General features: G+C 69.0%; 11 protein-coding genes. 5 read left to right on the plus strand and 6 right to left on the minus strand.

Annotation, left to right across the window (positions count from 1 at the left end; translation table 11 throughout):
* Positions 1-2 precede the first annotated feature (2 nt).
* A complete protein-coding gene (locus OG595_RS06520; RefSeq protein WP_329268834.1) occupies positions 3-797 on the minus strand; it encodes a Tat pathway signal sequence domain protein in 795 nt (264 codons plus the stop codon).
* Between the two features lie 284 nt (positions 798-1,081).
* Here OG595_RS06520 and OG595_RS06525 point away from each other — a divergent pair, with 284 nt between their 5' ends.
* Together OG595_RS06525 and OG595_RS06530 are read left to right on the plus strand one after the other, a co-directional pair.
* Entirely contained in the window at positions 1,082-1,918 is an 837-nt protein-coding gene (locus tag OG595_RS06525; RefSeq protein ID WP_329268836.1) for an aldo/keto reductase, read from the plus strand.
* Between the two features lie 410 nt (positions 1,919-2,328).
* Complete coding sequence (locus OG595_RS06530) at positions 2,329-3,024, plus strand: glycoside hydrolase family 75 protein (protein WP_329268838.1); 696 nt, start codon at positions 2,329-2,331, stop codon at positions 3,022-3,024.
* A 77-nt stretch (positions 3,025-3,101) separates the two neighbouring features.
* On the opposite strand, the gene OG595_RS06535 is transcribed toward OG595_RS06530, so the two are convergent.
* Both OG595_RS06535 and OG595_RS06540 read right to left on the minus strand, forming a co-directional pair.
* Positions 3,102-3,803, minus strand: coding sequence for an SDR family oxidoreductase (locus OG595_RS06535; RefSeq protein ID WP_329268840.1), 702 nt, complete (start codon positions 3,801-3,803; stop codon positions 3,102-3,104).
* Positions 3,804-3,957: 154 nt separating this feature from the next.
* Positions 3,958-4,896 carry a class I SAM-dependent methyltransferase gene (locus tag OG595_RS06540; RefSeq protein ID WP_329268842.1) on the minus strand — a complete coding sequence of 313 codons (939 nt, stop codon included), beginning with the start codon at positions 4,894-4,896 and terminating at the stop codon, positions 3,958-3,960.
* Positions 4,897-5,052: 156 nt separating this feature from the next.
* On the opposite strand from OG595_RS06540, the gene OG595_RS06545 reads away from it, so the two are divergent.
* The gene (locus tag OG595_RS06545) at positions 5,053-5,823 is read left to right on the plus strand and encodes a phytanoyl-CoA dioxygenase family protein (protein ID WP_329268844.1); all 771 of its coding nucleotides are present in this window, start codon (positions 5,053-5,055) and stop codon (positions 5,821-5,823) included.
* 111 nt (positions 5,824-5,934) lie between these two features.
* Here the strand turns inward: OG595_RS06545 and OG595_RS06550 are convergent, their stop codons facing one another.
* A complete protein-coding gene (locus tag OG595_RS06550) occupies positions 5,935-7,644 on the minus strand; it encodes a glycoside hydrolase family 6 protein (RefSeq protein WP_329268847.1) in 1,710 nt (569 codons plus the stop codon).
* 67 nt (positions 7,645-7,711) lie between these two features.
* Complete coding sequence (locus OG595_RS06555) at positions 7,712-9,208, minus strand: cellulase family glycosylhydrolase (RefSeq protein ID WP_329268849.1); 1,497 nt, start codon at positions 9,206-9,208, stop codon at positions 7,712-7,714.
* A 276-nt stretch (positions 9,209-9,484) separates the two neighbouring features.
* On the opposite strand from OG595_RS06555, the gene OG595_RS06560 reads away from it, so the two are divergent.
* Together OG595_RS06560 and OG595_RS06565 are read left to right on the plus strand one after the other, a co-directional pair.
* A complete protein-coding gene (locus tag OG595_RS06560; RefSeq protein WP_329268851.1) occupies positions 9,485-12,400 on the plus strand; it encodes a glycoside hydrolase family 48 protein in 2,916 nt (971 codons plus the stop codon).
* 153 nt (positions 12,401-12,553) lie between these two features.
* On the plus strand, positions 12,554-15,265 hold the full coding sequence (locus OG595_RS06565; protein ID WP_329268853.1) for a cellulose binding domain-containing protein: 2,712 nt from the start codon (positions 12,554-12,556) through the stop codon (positions 15,263-15,265).
* A gap of 42 nt (positions 15,266-15,307) precedes the next feature.
* Here the strand turns inward: OG595_RS06565 and OG595_RS06570 are convergent, their stop codons facing one another.
* Complete coding sequence (locus OG595_RS06570; RefSeq protein WP_443072970.1) at positions 15,308-17,200, minus strand: rhamnogalacturonan lyase; 1,893 nt, start codon at positions 17,198-17,200, stop codon at positions 15,308-15,310.
* Positions 17,201-17,235 lie beyond the last annotated feature (35 nt).

The following is a 17,235-nucleotide window of genomic DNA, read 5'->3' on the forward strand; positions in this document are numbered from 1 at the left end:
CGTCAGACGAGTTGGTAGCCGCGCAGGTTCGTGAGCAGCAGGTGGCAGTCCTGGAGCGAGCCCGAAGTGTCGCCCAGGGAACGGTAGATGCCCCACTTGGGGCGTACGCGGTCGGCGAGGAAGGTGTCGACGCCGGTGCGTGAGGCGTCGACGACGGTTGTCGAGCCGCTCCGGAGGATCCAACGGACCGTTCCCGCGCCGCCGTTGCCGACCTTGATCTGGAAGTCGACGTCCGTCCACCTGTCGTGGAGCGGTTCGAGGTTCGTACGGCCGACGAGGATGTCGTCGAAGGGCAGCTTGAGTTCGATGGTCTGTACGCCGTTCACCCGGCGCAGCGACTGCACGACGATCGGCGAAGTGCCTGCGCCGGGCTGCTTCATCTGCATGATGTGGGTGAAGGTGGTCGTCGCCTTGAGGGAGCTGGGGATGTACATCGAGTACGTGACCCGCCAGGTCTGCCCCTCGGTCCACTTGAGGTAGTCGCCGCCGCTGCCGTTGCGCAGCCCGGTGACCTCCTGGCGCTGCCGGTCGGTCGAGGTGTCGCGGTCGCCGGTGTGCATGTTGAAGCGCCAGTTGTTGCCGGTGGCGAAGATGTGCGGCTGTCCGGCGGTGTGGGAGTCGGCGCGGTCGTCCTCGATGGTCTCGAAGGCGCCGAGCCCGGCGCCGCTCGCGGAGGGGGCCCACTTCTGCTGCCAGGAGGCGGCGTGGGCCGGGACGGCGAGGGCGGGGACTCCGACGGCCGCTCCGGCCGCTCCGCCGAGTGCGGCGCCGAGCAGGGTTCGCCTGGATGTGTTCATGGTGGGACCACCTCAGCATGGGGGGCTGGATCTACATGGGGGGCTGGATCTACCGACACGGAGCCACATATGTGAACGACATTCATCATCACGATTCGCGGCGGGATACAGAGTCGCCGCTTGACGGCGCGCGGTCAATAGTCCGTACCAATGCACGCGGACCGCCGAAGGTGTTTTCGGCCAATCTGCGGGAAAGCGCACGAGGTCGACGACCAGGAATGCGGCACGGCCCCCGCTCGTTGACGATGGGAGTACCCAACCGACGACTGAAGGATCGAGAGCTCGTGAGCAGCAAGGTCCCCCCGATCACCCTGAACAACGGCGTCGAGATGCCCCAGCTGGGTTTCGGCGTCTGGCAGGTGCCTGACGACGAGGCGGAGCAGGCGGTCACCACCGCGCTGGAGAGCGGGTACCGCAGCATCGACACAGCAGCGATCTACGGCAACGAAGAGGGCACCGGGAAGGCCATCGCCGCATCCGGCGTCCCCCGCGAGGAGCTCTTCGTCACCACCAAGCTCTGGAACAGCGACCAGGGGTACGAATCCACTCTCCGCGCCTTCGACACCTCCCTGGCGAAGCTCGGCCTGGAGTACGTCGACCTGTATCTGATCCACTGGCCGCAGCCGGCCAAGGGCGCGTACGTCGACACGTACAAGGCGTTCGAGAAGCTCGCCGCCGACGGCCGCGCCCGGACCGTCGGAGTCTCCAACTTCCTTCCGGTCCACCTCGACCGGCTCCTCGCCGAGACGTCCGTCGTCCCGGCGGTCAACCAGATCGAGCTGCACCCGCATCTCCAGCAGAACGAGTCCCGCGAGTACCACGCGGAGCACGGCATCGTCACGGAGGCATGGTCCCCGCTGGGCTCCGGCAGGGGTCTGCTGGAGGTACCGGCGATCGTGGCCGTCGCCCGCAAGCACGACCGCACGCCGGCCCAGGTCGTCCTGCGCTGGCACCTCCAGCTCGGCAACGTGGTGATCCCCAAGTCCGTGACGCCTTCGCGGATCAAGGAGAACATCGAGGTCTTCGACTTCAGCCTGGACGCGGAGGACCTCGCGGCGATCAGCGCGCTGAACGAGGGCCGCCGACTGGGCCCGGACCCGGCCACCTTCGAGGCCGGCTGACGACGACCACGGCAACGCCCCGGTCCGCGCCGATTCCGGTCGCGGATCCGGGGCGTTCCGTTTACCCCCAGGCAGGTTCTGCGCCGTCGTGACCCGGACATTCGGCCGGCCGGGAGGTCAGTCGGCCGGCCGTCCCCGCTGCTCGCCCCGAACGGCCGCCCCTGCCCCACACCCCGGGCGCACGACACCCCACGCGCACCGCTGCCACCACCCGCACTCCCCCTGAACCGACCCGCCGCCCCACCCCGCGCCGGCTCCCGCCCGGCCTCCGCCGCGTCCAACTCGCCATGGAACAAAGGCAACCGGGCCGCGTCGAACCCCGGTCGGCAGGGTTGACGCAGCCATGCAAACAGGTCCACCTTGGATCGCACCCGGTAAGGAAACTTTCCTAACAGAAGGGTCCCCCCACAGTGCGCTCTCGAACACTGACCCTCACCGCGGCCGCCGGCGCGGCCATGCTCGCCACCGCCGCGATCCCCTCGTACGCCTCCGGCACGCCCCGGCCCGCGTCCACCAAGGAGGGCTCGGTCAGCGCGGCCGACCTGCTCGCCAGGGTGACGTCCTGTTCCCAGCTCTCCAACGGCAAGTACCGGACCGACGAGGAGACCTCGGCCTCGATCCCCGTGTGCGGCAAGAACGGAGCCGTGTTCTGGAAGGCCGACATGGACATCGACTGCGACGGCCAGCGCACGTCGAAGTGCAACGAGAACACCGACCCCTGGTACCAGGACGACACGGCGTTCCACCAGTCCAACGGCAAGCCGCTCAAGGCCGATTCCCTGCCGTACGTCGTCGTGCCCAGCTCCAGCGGCATCTGGAACTACGCCGGCGCCGGCATCAAGGGCGGTGGCGTGGTCGCCGTGATCTACAACAACAAGGTCGAGTACGCGGTCGTCGGCGACACCGGACCCACGAAGATCATCGGCGAGGCGTCGTACGCCACCGCTAAGGCACTCGGCATCGATCCCGACCCGGAGAGCGGCGGCACCGACTCCGGCGTGACGTACATCCTGTTCAAGAACTCGCAGGTCTCACCCCTGGAGAGCCACAGCGCTGCGGTCTCCCTGGGTGATCGGCTGGCCAAGCAGTTCATCCGCGACAACTGAGCCCGGGCCGACGGGACACCAGGACGACGAGTTGCCTGCCCGGGGGTCCCGGGCAGGCAACTCGGGCCGCGCGCAGATCAGTTGGGCTGCCCTGTCGGCCGTACGACCACGGTGTTGACGTCGACCCCCTCCGGCTGCCGGATCGCCCAGACGATCGAGTCGGCCAGCTGGTCGGCCGTCAGCAGCCGGCCCGGGGGCAGGCTGCCGTAGCTGTCCCAGAAGGGGGTCTCGACCCGCCCGGGGGCCACCAGCGTCACGCCGACCCCGAACTCCGTGACCTGGCGGCGGGTGTTCTCGGCGAGGCCGGTCACCGCCCACTTGGTCGCCCCGTAGATGTTGCCCGGCGTGTGGACGAACCCGGCGACGCTGCCGACCAGCACGATCCGGCCCCGGGTCTCCTTCAGCGCGTCGATCGAGGCCCTGATGAGCAGCGCGGGCCCGAGGACGTTGGTCAGCACCATCTCCGGCCAGCCCGCCGGGTCGCCGTCGGCGACCGTGTCGTGGGTGGCGAACCCGGCGTTGGCGACGACCGTGTCCAGCCGCCCGAACTCCTTCAGCGTGGTCTCGACGGCGCCACGGACCTGGTCGTACTCGGCAGCGTTGCCGGGAATCGTCAACAGGCCTTCGGGGCGCCCGAGTTCCTCGGCGAAGTCGGTCAGCCGCTGCTCGCCCCGGCCGGTGACGGTGACCCGGTGGCCGGCGTCCAGCAGCTGCCGCGCGACGGCCGCGCCGATGCCGCTGGCGCCGCCGGTGACGAGTGCGACGGGTGAGTCGGTCATGGTGGTTACCCCCTGTGTGTGCCACGCATGGGCCATGCGCGTCGGTGAACAGCGGGGAGTCCATCACTTGAAGCGCCCTCGAAGTCAAGCCCGGGGCAGGCGTGTTGGACCTCCCGACCGATCCCGCGGGCAGCACCTCCGCGCACGGCCGCGACTACCCCTGCGGCTTGCTGCCGGTGTACAGGGTGTGCGTGGCCAGGACGAAGATGTCGGGCCGGTGGTGCAGGCCCGCCTTGTCGTCGGGGTCGAGGAGACGGTCGAGGGTGGCGCGGTCCTCGGCGTCGAGTTCGTCCGCGAACATCGTGCGGCGCCGGTCGAAGACGCCGATCACGTACTCGCGGGCCGCGTCCGTGAGCGGGGCGGGCAGGTCGAGCGTGAAGGAGCGGGTGCCGGAGGGGCGCAGGCCGGCGGCGGTGAGCAGGGCCGGCCAGTCCTCGGTCTCGCGTACGTGGCCGGGCAGGCTGGTGCGCATCTCGGTGAACCAGCCCTGCTCGATCACATCGAGCCGAGCCTCCAGGCCGGGCCGCCCGAAGCCGAGGTCACGGGGCAGGTTCCGCTCGGGGAGGCCGCCCTCCAGCACGGCGAGCGTGCCGCCCGGGGCGAGTACGGCGGCGAGTGCGGTGAGCGCGGCCCGCTGGTCGCCGACGTGATGGACGGCCCGGCTCGACCACACCAGGTCGACGGGGTACTCCAACTCGCCCAGTCCGTCCGGGAGTTCGGCCTCAATGGTGCTGAATCGGTCGGCGGCGCCGCGTCGTTCGGCGTTCTCGCGGGCTCGCGCCAGGAGCGGCGCCGAGCTGTCCGCCGCGACGACGCGCGCCTCGGGGAACGCCTCCGCGAAGAAGCCCGAGATGATGCCGGGGCCACTGCCCGCGTCGACGATCAGTCCCGGTTCCGGCTGCTGCCGCCGCAGCCAGGCCAGGGCGTCGGCGTAGAGCGGTGCGAACAGTTCGGCCTGCCCCTCCAGGTGCGGGATCATCTCGGCGAAGTCGACGTCGGCGTGGTTGTGGTTGTGGTTGTGGTTGTGGGAATGGTTCTGGGCGTGAGCAGGCGCCTGGTCGTGATCATGATCGTGCCGGTGCTGATGGGCCATGGTGGACGAGCCTCCCGTTGTCGTTGGCACCAGCCTGCTCCGACGCCGCCGACCGGGCCAGTTCTGTTGCCGTTGCGGCAAACGGAGATCTCCTCCACGACCGCCTGCGGCAAAAACCGGATGCACGGGTCGACCCCGCTCCTGCACGATGTCCCCATGGACGACGAGCTGGTGGAGCGCTTCCTCGAAGACGGGTTCGTGAAGATCGAGAGCGCCTTCCCGCCACGCGTCGCCGAGCACTGCGCACGGTTGCTCTGGCGGGAGACGGGGTGCGACCCGGACGACCCGGGCACCTGGACGAAGCCCGTGCACCGGGTGTCCGACATGGCCCAGGGCCCGTTCGCCGCCGCGGTCAACACCCCTGCCCTGCATGAGGCGTTCGACGCGCTGGTGGGCGAGGGCCGCTGGGCGTCACGCTATTCGCTGGGGAGCTTTCCACTGCGGTTCCCGCACGAGGAGGAACCGGACGACGCGGGCTGGCACATCGAGGGCAGCTATCTCCCCGAGGGCGCGAACTGGCCGTACACGAACCTCCGCTCCCGGGACCGGTCCCTGCTGATGCTGTTCCTGTTCAGCGAGGTCGGCGAGGCGGACGCCCCGACGCGCATCCGGGTGGGCTCGCATCTGGACGTACCCCCGCTGCTGGAGCCGTACGGCGAGGAGGGCGTCTCGGGGCTGGAGATCGCTCCGGAACTGGTGGCGGCCTCGGCACACCGTCCGCTCGCCCGTGCCACCGGCCGCCCCGGCGACGTGTACCTGTGCCACCCGTTCCTGGTCCACGCGGCACAACCGCACCACGGCACCCGACCCCGCTTCATGGCCCAGCCACCGCTGCATCCGGCGGTGCCGTACGAGCTGGAGCGTGCCGACGGGACGTACTCCCCGGTGGAGATCGCGATCCACCGGGGCCTGAGCAGAGACGTCTGAGCGGGCCCGGTGAGGTCGGGAGGCGCACAGCGCCCCCCGACAGGGGCGCGGGGAACTGCGCGACCAGCCCCCACCGGGCCCGCGGCAGAAGAACTGCCTGACCGGCGGAGCCTAGAGCGCCGGGTAGGCGTTGGCCATGAGCTGCTGGAACTGTGCCGAGAACCAGTGCCCGGAGACCGGCGCGTTCGGCAGCGCACCGGACATGTTGTTGTTGTTCCGCGGGTTACCGGTGTACGTCGGGTCGCACATCCGGTCGAAGCCCTTGCCCTCGTCGTTCGGGATCGCCGAGCTGGAGCCGTCGGACTCGCCCGGAGGCTTCATCCACACGTACGCGTCGATCCCGGTCGCCGGAGCGGCCTTCGGGCGCTCTCCCAGGCCCGCGCCGGACTGGTTGCACCAGTTGCCGGTCTGGAACCGCCGGTCGTAGCGTCCGCCGTCGACGTAGGTGTCGACGGTGGTCGTCGCACCCGGACCGGTGGGCCGGGCGGGCCCGCCCCAGCCGTTCCTGGACGTGTCGATCAGCATGCCGATGGTGGACGGGAAGCCGACCGTGACCAGCTGGTTGCGGAATGCCTGCGCGAAGGAGAGCTCGTCGGTGTACCGGTTCCAGTCCACCCACTTCGACTCGCGGACGGACTTGCCGGCCACGGTGTCGTTGATGGTGAAGTTGTTCTCCTTCAGGGCGCTGTAGTTCGCCGTGTTGGTGATGAACCCGTGCACGTCGTTCACGGTCGCGCCCTCGGCGGTGGCCGCCTGCTTGAACAGGTCGGCGGAGGCGCCGAAGTTGTCGTCCCAGCCGATCCAGCCGTGGTGGCCGGCGTCGACGTAGTTGTAGACGTTCGGCACGTCACCGAGCTTGTTGAGCGCGTAGCCGACGCCCTTGACGTAGTTGCCGTTCGCCTTCATCACGTCACAGGCGGGCGTTGCCGTGACCCGGCTGCCGGTGTTGGTGACGAGGTTGGGCAGCGAGTCGATCTCGACGGTCGTGACGATACGCAGACCCGCGTACTTGGTGTCCGCGAGGATCGCCGCGATCGGGTCGATGTACTGGGTCTTGTACTTGTCGATCTCCGTCGGGCCGAGTTCGCCGTTGGAGGCGAGGGCGGCGCAGTCGCGTCCGGGCAGGTTGTAGATGACCAGCTGGACGACGAGTTCGCCGGTGCCCTTCTGCTGGAGGGCCGCGTCGAGGTGGGCGCGCAGGCCCATCCCGCCGTTGACTCCGTTGATCGCCGCGATCCGGTCCAGCCAGACGCCGGTGGGCTGGTTGGAGACCCGGCTGCCGCCCGTCTCGGCGGCGGCCTTCGCCGACCACTCCGGGTTCACGTACACCTTGGCGCCGGCGTACGGGTTGTCGACCCTCGTGCCGGTGCCGGGGTCCGGCGGGTTCGTGGGGTCGGTCCCGCCGTCGACGTTGCAGGTGACGCCGTCGAGGGTGAAGGTGGTCGGGAGCGCGTTGGTGCCGCTGTAGCTGCCGTTGAAGCCGAAGCTCACCGAACCACCGGTGGCGAGCGTCCCGTTGTAGGTCTCGTTGGCGGCGGTCACGGCGGTGCCGCTCTGGGTGATCTTGGCGTTCCAGCCGCTGGTGACCTGCTGGTTGCCGGCGTACGACCACTTCACGGCCCAACTCGACTTGGCCGCGCTGTTGTTGGTGACCGTCACGGCGGCGGTGAAGCCGGTGGACCACTGGTTCTGCACCGTGTAGGCGACGGTGCAGGGGATCGCCGCGATGCCGACGTCGGCCTGCGCCGCGGCTGCCGCGGCGCCGGTGGCACCGGCGACCATCGCCATGGAGGCGAGGATCGCTGTTCTGGTACGGCTCATGAGTGCGGGTGTCCTCTCGTTTTCCTGTGGGGTGAGAAGCGCCTTGCTCTGATGGGGAGTTGGTGCGCTAACCGATGGCCCGCAAGTGGTCGCGCAGACCGATTCCGAAGGCGGTGGGTGTGCCGTCGTAACCGGAGATCAGGGACGGGCCGGTGGCGCAGTTCCAGGTGTTCCAGGTCCAGCCGAGGTAGGACAGGGAGCGGTCGTCGAACCACTTCATGACCCGGTCGACGAAGGAGTGCGCGCAGGTGTTCTCGCCGATCTCGCCCGCGACCAGGGGGACCTGGGCGGCGACCGGCGCGAGCGTCGAGTCCCAGCAGCTCTCACTGGAGCACGAGTTGAAGTTGTAGATGTGCCAGGCGGCGGCGAGATTGCCCGCCGGGTCGGTCGGCCTGTACGTCAGCCACTGGCTGAGGTCGTTGGAGTACGCGAGCCCACCGGCCAGGATCACGTTCTTGGCGCCGGTGGCCCGGACCGCGTCGATGAGATCCTGCATACCGGCGACCTCGTATCCGATGCCGGGGCAGGTGCCGCCGTCCCGCCAGCAGGTCCAGGCCTGGGCCGCCGTGGAGGTGGCGCGGTCCGGGTAGGGCTCGTTGAACAGGTCGAACACGACAGCCTGGTCAGCCTTGAAGGTGTTCGCGACCGAGGTCCAGAAGGCGGGTGAGTACTGCATGTCGGGCATCGGCTTCTGGCAGCTGGCGTGCACGTCGGAGCAGCCGGCCGAGTTGCCCGTGTACAGGCCCCAGGACCAGTGCAGTTCGACCATCGGTGTCATGCCGTGCGCCTTCACCTTCGCCACCAGGTCCTTGACGGCGGCGATGTAGTTGGCGCCCGCGTACTCGGGTTTGATGTTGGACAGGCCGAGCCAGCACTCCTCGTTCAGCGGGATGCGTACGGTGTTGACCTTCCAGTCGGCGATCGCCCCGACCGAGGCGTCGTCGACCGGTCCGTCCCAGATGCCGTTGCCCTGGACGCACGCGAACTCGCCGCCGGAGCGGTTGACGCCGAGCAGTCGCCGGGTGGCGCCGCCGGAGTCGACGAGCTTGTTGCCGGACACGTGCAGGGCGGGTGCTCCGGCCTCGGGGGCCGGCGGAACGGTGGGCGACGGAGTCGGGGTCGGTGTCGGGGTCGGGCTCGACTCCGAGTCCACGTTGCACGTCGTCCCGTTGAGCTTGAACGACGCCGGTACGGGATTGCTCCCGGACCGCGAGGCGATGAACCCCGCGCTGACGCTCGCGCCCGTGCCCAGCGAGCCGTTGTAGCTCTCGTTGGCCGCGGTGACGGTGGTGCCGGACTGGGACCACTTGGCGTTCCAGCCCTGGGTGAGCTTCTGACCTGCGCCGAAGTCGAAGGCCAGACTCCAACTGCTGAGCGCCGCCTGGTTGTTCGTGATCCGGACGGAGCCCTGGAAGCCGGCGTCCCACGCACTGGTGACCGAGTACTCCACCGTGCACGCGGGGGTGGCTCCCGACGCCGTGAGGACCGGTGCGACCGCGGTGCCCAGAAGGGCGACGGCAGCGCCGAGCACGACTAAAAGACCTGAACGCGGAGGGTGTCGCATGAGCGACTCCTTGCAGATCGGGCACGCCGCTCGGACGCGTCGACTGACGGAATCGCTCCCACTGGTGTCAACGAAGTTAGCGCCAAGTGACGGCAAAGGACAGAGGGGTTGACGTGTTTCCATCAGATGTCGTCGTCGAATCAATTCGAGTCTTCAAACACCTTGACCCTTGACACGCCTGTCCTCAATATGGGAGCGCTCCCACTGGTTCAAGGCTTGTTGCTCCTCCCCACATCTCCACGAGCACCTCCGAGCCCGCTAGGAGGAACCAGCACCATGCACCCCCAACGCAGACGCCGCGTCACGCGGCGGTTCTGGACCGCTGTCGTGGCGGCCCTCGCCCTCCCCTTGACCATGCTCGCGACGGGTACGACTCCCGCTCAGGCAGCGGCAGTTCAATGCAGCGTCGACTACAAGACGAACGACTGGGGGTCCGGTTTCACCGCGGACCTGACGATCACCAACCGCGGTACGGACGTCATCAACGGCTGGACACTGACCTACGCCTACGCAGGCAACCAGAAGCTCAGCAACGGCTGGAACGGCACCTGGTCCCAGTCCGGCCAGACGGTCACCGTGCAGAACGCGACGTACAACGCGACGATCGCCGCCGGCGCCGCCGTCAGCACCGGTGGGCAGTTCACGTACAGCGGCACCAACGCGGCGCCGACCTCGTTCGCGATCAACGGGACGACCTGCGCCGGGGCCCACCAGCCACCGGTCACGGTGCTCACCAGCCCGGTCGCGGGCGCGGTCTACTCGCAGGGCACCGCGGTACCGATGGCCGCCACCGCGGCGGCGGCGGACAACGCGACGATCACCAAGATCGAGTTCTACGACGACACCACGCTGCTCGGCACGGACACGACCGCTCCGTACACGTACTCGGCCACCGGGCTGGCCGTCGGAAGTCACTCGCTGCTGGCGAAGGCCTACGACAGCCTGGGCGCCTCGGCACCGTCCACACCGGTCGGCATCACGGTCGCCTCGGGTCCCGCCGTGGTCGCCGTACCGACCCAACTCGGCGTCCAGCAGGGCAAGACGGGCACGTACGACGTGAAGCTGTCGACCCAGCCGAGCGCGAACGTGACCGTGACGACGGCCCGCGCGAGCGGCAACACGGGCCTGTCGGTGACGGGCGGCGCGTCGCTCACCTTCACTCCGTCGAACTGGAACACGGCCCAGAAGGTGACGATCACCGCCAACGCGACGGGCACCGGATCGGCGGCCTTCGACTCGACGGCCACCGGCCACGCCAAGGCGACGGTCACCGTCACGGAGCTGGCGGCCTCGAAGGTGTACGACGCCCGCTTCCTGGACCTCTACGGCAAGATCACCAACCCGGCGAGCGGCTACTTCTCTCCCGAGGGCATCCCCTACCACTCGGTGGAGACACTGATCGTCGAGGCACCGGACCACGGCCACGAGACCACGTCGGAGGCCTACAGCTACCTCCTGTGGCTCCAGGCCATGTACGGCAAGGTCACCGGAGACTGGACCAAGTTCAACGGCGCCTGGTCGATCATGGAGCAGTACATGATCCCCACCCACGCCGACCAGCCCACCAACTCCTTCTACAACGCGTCGAAACCGGCGACCTACGCCCCCGAGTGGGACCTGCCGAGCCAGTACCCGGCCGCTCTCAACACCGGTGTCTCGGTCGGTACGGACCCGATCGCGGCCGAGCTGAAGACCGCGTACGGCACGGACGACGTCTACGGTATGCACTGGCTGCAGGACGTCGACAACGTCTACGGCTACGGCAACTCGCCCGGCAAGTGCGAGGCGGGCCCGACGGACACCGGTCCCTCCTACATCAACACCTTCCAGCGCGGGCCGCAGGAATCGGTGTGGGAGACCGTTCCGCAGCCGACCTGCGACGCCTTCAAGTACGGCGGCACGAACGGGTACCTGGACCTGTTCACCGGCGACGCGTCGTACGCCAAGCAGTGGAAGTTCACCAACGCCCCGGACGCCGACGCGCGGGCCGTGCAGGCCGCGTACTGGGCGGACGTCTGGGCGAAGCAGCAGGGCAAGGGCAGTGACGTCTCGGCCACCGTCGGCAAGGCGGCCAAGATGGGCGACTACCTGCGCTACTCGATGTACGACAAGTACTTCAAGAAGATCGGCAACTGTGTCGGCCCGACGGCCTGCGCCGCCGGTACCGGCAAGGACGCCTCGCACTATCTGATGTCCTGGTACTACGCGTGGGGCGGCGCCACCGACACCTCGGCGGGCTGGGCCTGGCGCATCGGCTCCAGCCACACGCACGGTGGCTACCAGAACCCGCTGGCCGCCTACGCGCTCAGCTCGTACGCCGACCTGAAGCCCAAGTCGGCGACAGGGCAGGCGGACTGGTCGACATCGCTCCAGCGGCAGATCGAGTTCTACCGCTGGCTCCAGTCCAACGAGGGTGCCATCGCGGGCGGCGCGACCAACAGCTGGGCCGGCCGCTACGCGACCCCGCCGACCGGTACGCCGACCTTCTACGGCATGTACTACGACGAGAAGCCGGTGTACCACGACCCGCCGTCCAACCAGTGGTTCGGCTTCCAGGCGTGGTCCATGGAGCGGGTCGCCGAGTACTACCAGCAGACGGGCAACGCGGCGGCGAAGACCGTCCTGGACAAGTGGGTCGACTGGGCCCTGTCCAAGACGACCATCAACCCCGACGGCACCTACCGCATCCCGTCGACGCTCCAGTGGTCGGGCGCCCCCGACACCTGGAACGCCACAACTCCGGGCGCCAACACGGGACTTCACGTCACCGTCGCCGACTACACCAACGACGTGGGCGTGGCGGCGGCGTACGCCAAGACGCTGACGTACTACGCCGACCGCTCCGGTGACACCGAGGCGGCGACGACGGCGAAGGCGCTGCTGGACGGCATGTGGACCAACTACCAGGACAGCCTGGGCATCGCCGTTCCGGAGACCCGCACCGACTACAACCGCTTCGACGACGCTGTCTACGTGCCGTCGGCCTGGACGGGGAAGATGCCGAACGGCGACACGGTCAACTCGTCGTCGACCTTCATCTCGCTCCGCTCCTTCTACAAGAACGACCCCAACTGGTCGAAGATCGAGGCGTACCTGGCCGGTGGCGCCGCGCCCTCGTTCACCTATCACCGGTTCTGGGCCCAGGCGGACATAGCCCTCGCCATGGGCTCGTACGCGGAGCTACTCGAATAGCCCCCGCCGGGTCCAGAAGGACCTGAGCTCCGCGTACCGCGCCGGGCGGCCCCTTCCCGCACTGGGGGCCGCCCGGTCGTCGCGTACCGCTCTCCCCCACTTCCCCGCACCCCGCACCTTTCATGAGACCTCTTGCTGAGGGGACCCCCACCCATGCGAAGAACCCGTATCCTCACGGCCGTACTGGCCCTGACCGCAGGCCTGTTGACGGGCAGTTCACTCGCGCTGGCCGCCCCGTCCGCCGCGGAGGTGAAGCTCGCGGCCGACACGTACACCTGGAAGAACGCCCGCATCGACGGCGGTGGTTTCGTCCCCGGCATCGTCTTCAACCGGACCGAGAAGAACCTGGCGTACGCCCGTACGGACATCGGCGGCGCCTACCGCTGGCAGGAGTCGACCAAGACCTGGACCCCGCTGACGGACTCGGTCGGCTGGGACCGCTGGGGCCACACCGGTGTGGTCAGCCTCGCGTCCGACTCCGTGGACCCGAACAAGGTGTACGCGGCTGTCGGCACGTACACCAACAGCTGGGACCCGGGAAACGGCGCCGTGCTGAGATCCGGTGACCGGGGCGCGAGCTGGCAACGGGCCGACCTGCCCTTCAAGTTGGGCGGCAACATGCCCGGCCGGGGCATGGGCGAGCGTCTCGCCGTCGACCCGAACAGGAACAGCGTGCTGTATCTGGGCGCGCCCAGCGGCAAGGGGCTGTGGCGGTCGACGGACTCGGGGGCGACCTGGTCGCAGGTGGCGAACTTCCCCAACGTCGGGAACTACGCGCAGGATCCGACCGACACCAGCGGGTACGCCGGCGACAACCAGGGCATCGTCTGGGTCACCTTCGACGAGTCGACGGGTACGGCGGGCAGCGCGACCCGCACGATCTATGTCGGGGTCGCCGACAAGGACAACGCGGTGTACCGCTCGACGGACGCGGGCGCGACCTGGTCGCGGCTCGCCGGGCAGCCCACCGGCTATCTGGCCCACAAGGGCGTACTCGACGCGAAGAACGGCTACCTGTACCTGCCGTACAGCGACAAGGGCGGCCCCTACGACGGCGGCAAGGGCCAGCTGTGGCGGTACGCGACGGCCACCGGCACCTGGACGAACATCAGCCCGGTCGCGGAGGCGGACACCTACTACGGGTTCAGCGGTCTGACGATCGACCGGCAGAAGCCGGGCACGGTGATGGCGACGGCGTACAGCTCGTGGTGGCCGGACACGCAGCTCTTCCGCTCCACGGACAGCGGCGGCACCTGGACGAAGGCCTGGGACTACACCTCGTACCCCAACCGCTCGAACCGCTACACGATGGACGTCTCGTCCTCGCCGTGGCTCACCTTCGGCGCGAACCCGTCGCCGCCCGAACAGTCGCCGAAACTGGGGTGGATGACGGAGGCGCTGGAGATCGACCCGTTCAACTCGAACCGCATGATGTACGGAACGGGCGCGACGGTCTACGGCACCGAGAACCTCACCAACTGGGACAGCGGCAGCCAGTTCAGCATCAAGCCGATGGTCCAGGGCCTGGAGGAGACGGCGGTCCTCGACCTGGCCGCTCCCCCGTCGGGCGGTGCGGTGCTGCTCAGCGCGCTCGGCGACATCGGTGGCTTCCGGCACACGGATCTCACCAAGGTCCCCTCGATGATGTTCACTTCACCGAACTTCACCACGACCACGAGCCTGGACTACGCCGAGAGCAACCCGGGGATCGTGGCCCGCGTCGGCGACCTGGACTCGGGTCCGCATGTCGCGTTCTCGACGGACAACGGCGCCAACTGGTTCGCGGGGACCGACCCTTCGGGCGTCTCGGGCGGCGGCACGATCGCGGCGGCGTCGGACGGCAGCCGGTTCGTGTGGAGCCCGGCGGGCACGGGAGTGCAGTACGCGACGGGCTTCGGTTCGTCCTGGTCGACGTCGTCGGGCATCCCTGCGGGTGCGACCGTCGAGTCCGACCGGGTGGACCCGAGGACGTTCTACGGTTTCAAGTCGGGCCGTTTCTATGCGAGTTCGGACGGCGGAGCGACCTTCACGGCGTCGGCGGCGACCGGCCTCCCGGCCGGCGACAGCGTGCGCTTCAAGGCGCTGCCGGGCACGAAGGGCGACATCTGGCTGGCGGGCGGCGCGGCGGACGGCGCGTACGGCCTGTGGCACTCGACGGACGGCGGTACGACGTTCACCAAGCTGTCGAACGTCGAGCAGGCCGACACGATCGGCTTCGGCAAGGCTGCGACGGGAGCGACGTACCAGACGCTCTACACGAGCGCGAAGATCGCCGGCGTACGCGGCATCTTCCGCTCCACGGACAAGGGCGCGTCCTGGACGCGCGTCAACGACGATGCCCACCAGTGGGGTTGGACCGGCTCGGCGATCACCGGTGACCCGAGGGTGTACGGGCGCGTGTACGTGTCGACGAACGGGCGCGGCGTCGTATACGGCGAGTCGTCGGACACGAGCGGTGGCGGCGGAGGCGGCACGGACCCGACACCGACGCCCACCCCCACCCCCACCCCCACCCCTACGCCTACGCCTACGCCTACGCCTACGGGGGCCTGCACGGTGACGTACAAGGTCACCAGTGAGTGGTCGGGCGGCTTCCAGGCGGACGTCAAGCTCAGCAATTCCGGCACAACCGCCTGGAACGGCTGGTCGCTCGGCTGGTCCTTCCCGAACGGCCAGACCGTCTCCCAGCTCTGGAACGCGGAGTACACCCAGTCGGGTGCCGCGGTCACGGCGAAGAACGTGAACTGGAACGCGAACGTGGCGGCGGGCTCGTCGGTGAGCTTCGGGTTCACGGGCAACTGGTCGGGCACCAACGGAAAACCGACCACGTTCAAGCTGGGCGACCAGAGCTGCACGGTCGCCTGAACGGGTGGGTGCGTGTCCGGCGGGACACGCACCCACCGTCGTTCACGGGGTGTAGACCGTCGGCCTCGGTGCCGTCGGCATGCCGTCGCCGATGAAGAAGCTCGGGTGCGGGGGCTGGTTGTACGCCGTGTTCTGCCAGGCCAGGCCCGTGCGGTACATCGTGTCGTGCAGCAGCGTCGTGATCTTCGTCGTGGTCTCGACCGGTGTCGAGTAGACGCGCAGAGCCGTGTTGTCGCTGGTCGCCCAGACGACCTCCTCGCGCCAGTCGCCGAAGAGGTCCCCGGAGAGCGCCGGGGTGGCCTTCGTGCTGTTGTTGGAGTGGACGGACGCGCCGGTCAGCAGGCGGGTGTCGGAGGACGTGCCGTACTTGTCGATGTGTGTGCCGTCGAGGAGTTCACGGACCGGGTCCGCGTCCCACCAGGACAGGAAGTTGACGGAGGACGGTTCGCGGCCCTTGGTGGCGCCCGCCTCGTCGCGGATCGAGGAGTCCGAGGCCGACCAGACCTCCGCTCCGTCATTGCCCGCCCAGATGTCCCCGGCGACTCCCCGGCCGTTGTCGCAGCAGGCGGCGATGCTCCAGTTGACGGTGCCGTTGGCCGGGTTGATGTACAGCTCGGCCGGCTGGGAGGTGGACTCGGACACCTTGAAGTACTCCAGGCCCGCGTGCCCCGGGTCGAGGTCGCCGAGGTGCTGGGCGTCCCCGTGGCCCGTCCTCGTCGTCCACAGCCCGTTGCCGTTGTCGTCGACGGCCATCGCCCCGTAGACGATCTCGTCCTTCCCGTCGCCGTCGACGTCCCCGACGGACAGGCTGTGCGATCCCTGGCCGTCGAATCCCTTGCCGGTGTTGGTGGAGGAGCTGGAGTCGAAGGTCCAGCGGCGCGTGAACGCCCCGTTCCGCCAGTCCCAGGCCGCCAGCACCGTTCGCGTGTAGTAGCCGCGCGCCATGATCAGGGAGGGCCGGGCGCCGTCCAGGTAGGCGGTGCCGGCGAGGAACCGGTCGACCCGGTTGCCGTAGGAGTCGCCCCACGACGAGACGGTGCCGCGCGCCGGGACGTAGTCGACGGTGCCCATCGCCTTGCCGGTCTGCCCGTTGAACATGGTCAGGTACTCGGGCCCGGAGAGCACGTAACCGCTCGAATTCCGGTAGTCGGCGGCTGAGTTGCCGATGACCACGCCCGTCCCGTCGACCGTCGCGTCCGCCGTCTTCATGGCGACCTCGGCCTTGCGGTCGCCGTCGTAGTCGTACACCTGGAACTGTGTGTAGTGCGCGCCGGAGCGGATGTTGCGTCCCAGGTCGATCCGCCACAGCCGTGTGCCGTCGAGCCTGATCCCGTCGACGATCGTGTTGCCGGTGTACCCCGACTGGGAGTTGTCCTTGGCGTTGGTGGGCTGCCACTTCAGTACGAAGTCGAGGGCGCCGTCACCGTCCAGGTCGCCGACCGAGGCGTCGTTCGCCTCGTAGGTGTAGGCGACTCCGTCGGGGGTCGTGCCGCCGGCGGGCGGGGTGATCGGGACGTCCTTGTATCCGGTGCGGAACTGGATCGCGTGGACGGAGTCGGCCTGTTCCACGCCGCCGACGATCGCCCGGACGGTGTAGTCGGCCTGGGCGGGGGCGCCCGAGTGGAAGTAGTTCGTGGAGCCGGTGACCGGCGTCGAGTTGACCTTCGTACCGGCCCGGTAGACGTTGAAGGACACGTCGTTCGGGTCGGTGCCGAGCCAGCGCCAGCTGACCAGGTTGCCGCTGTCGGTGTGCACGCTGACGACACCCCGGTCGAGCGCCTCGACCTGCCGGGCGGTGGCGGCCTCGGCCGGTGTGGCGGAGAGCGACACCAGCCCTGCGGCGGCGAGGGCTCCTGCGGTCACGGCGGACAGCAGGGTCCGGCGTCTGGTGCGGGTGGGGGGATGGGGCTGGGCATGCGGCTGCGGGTGCTGCACGGTACCTACCTCCTGCGGGGCGGACGGGTTCCACT

The organism is Streptomyces sp. NBC_01451, assembly GCF_036227485.1.
Taxonomy (GTDB): Bacteria; Actinomycetota; Actinomycetes; order Streptomycetales; family Streptomycetaceae; genus Streptomyces.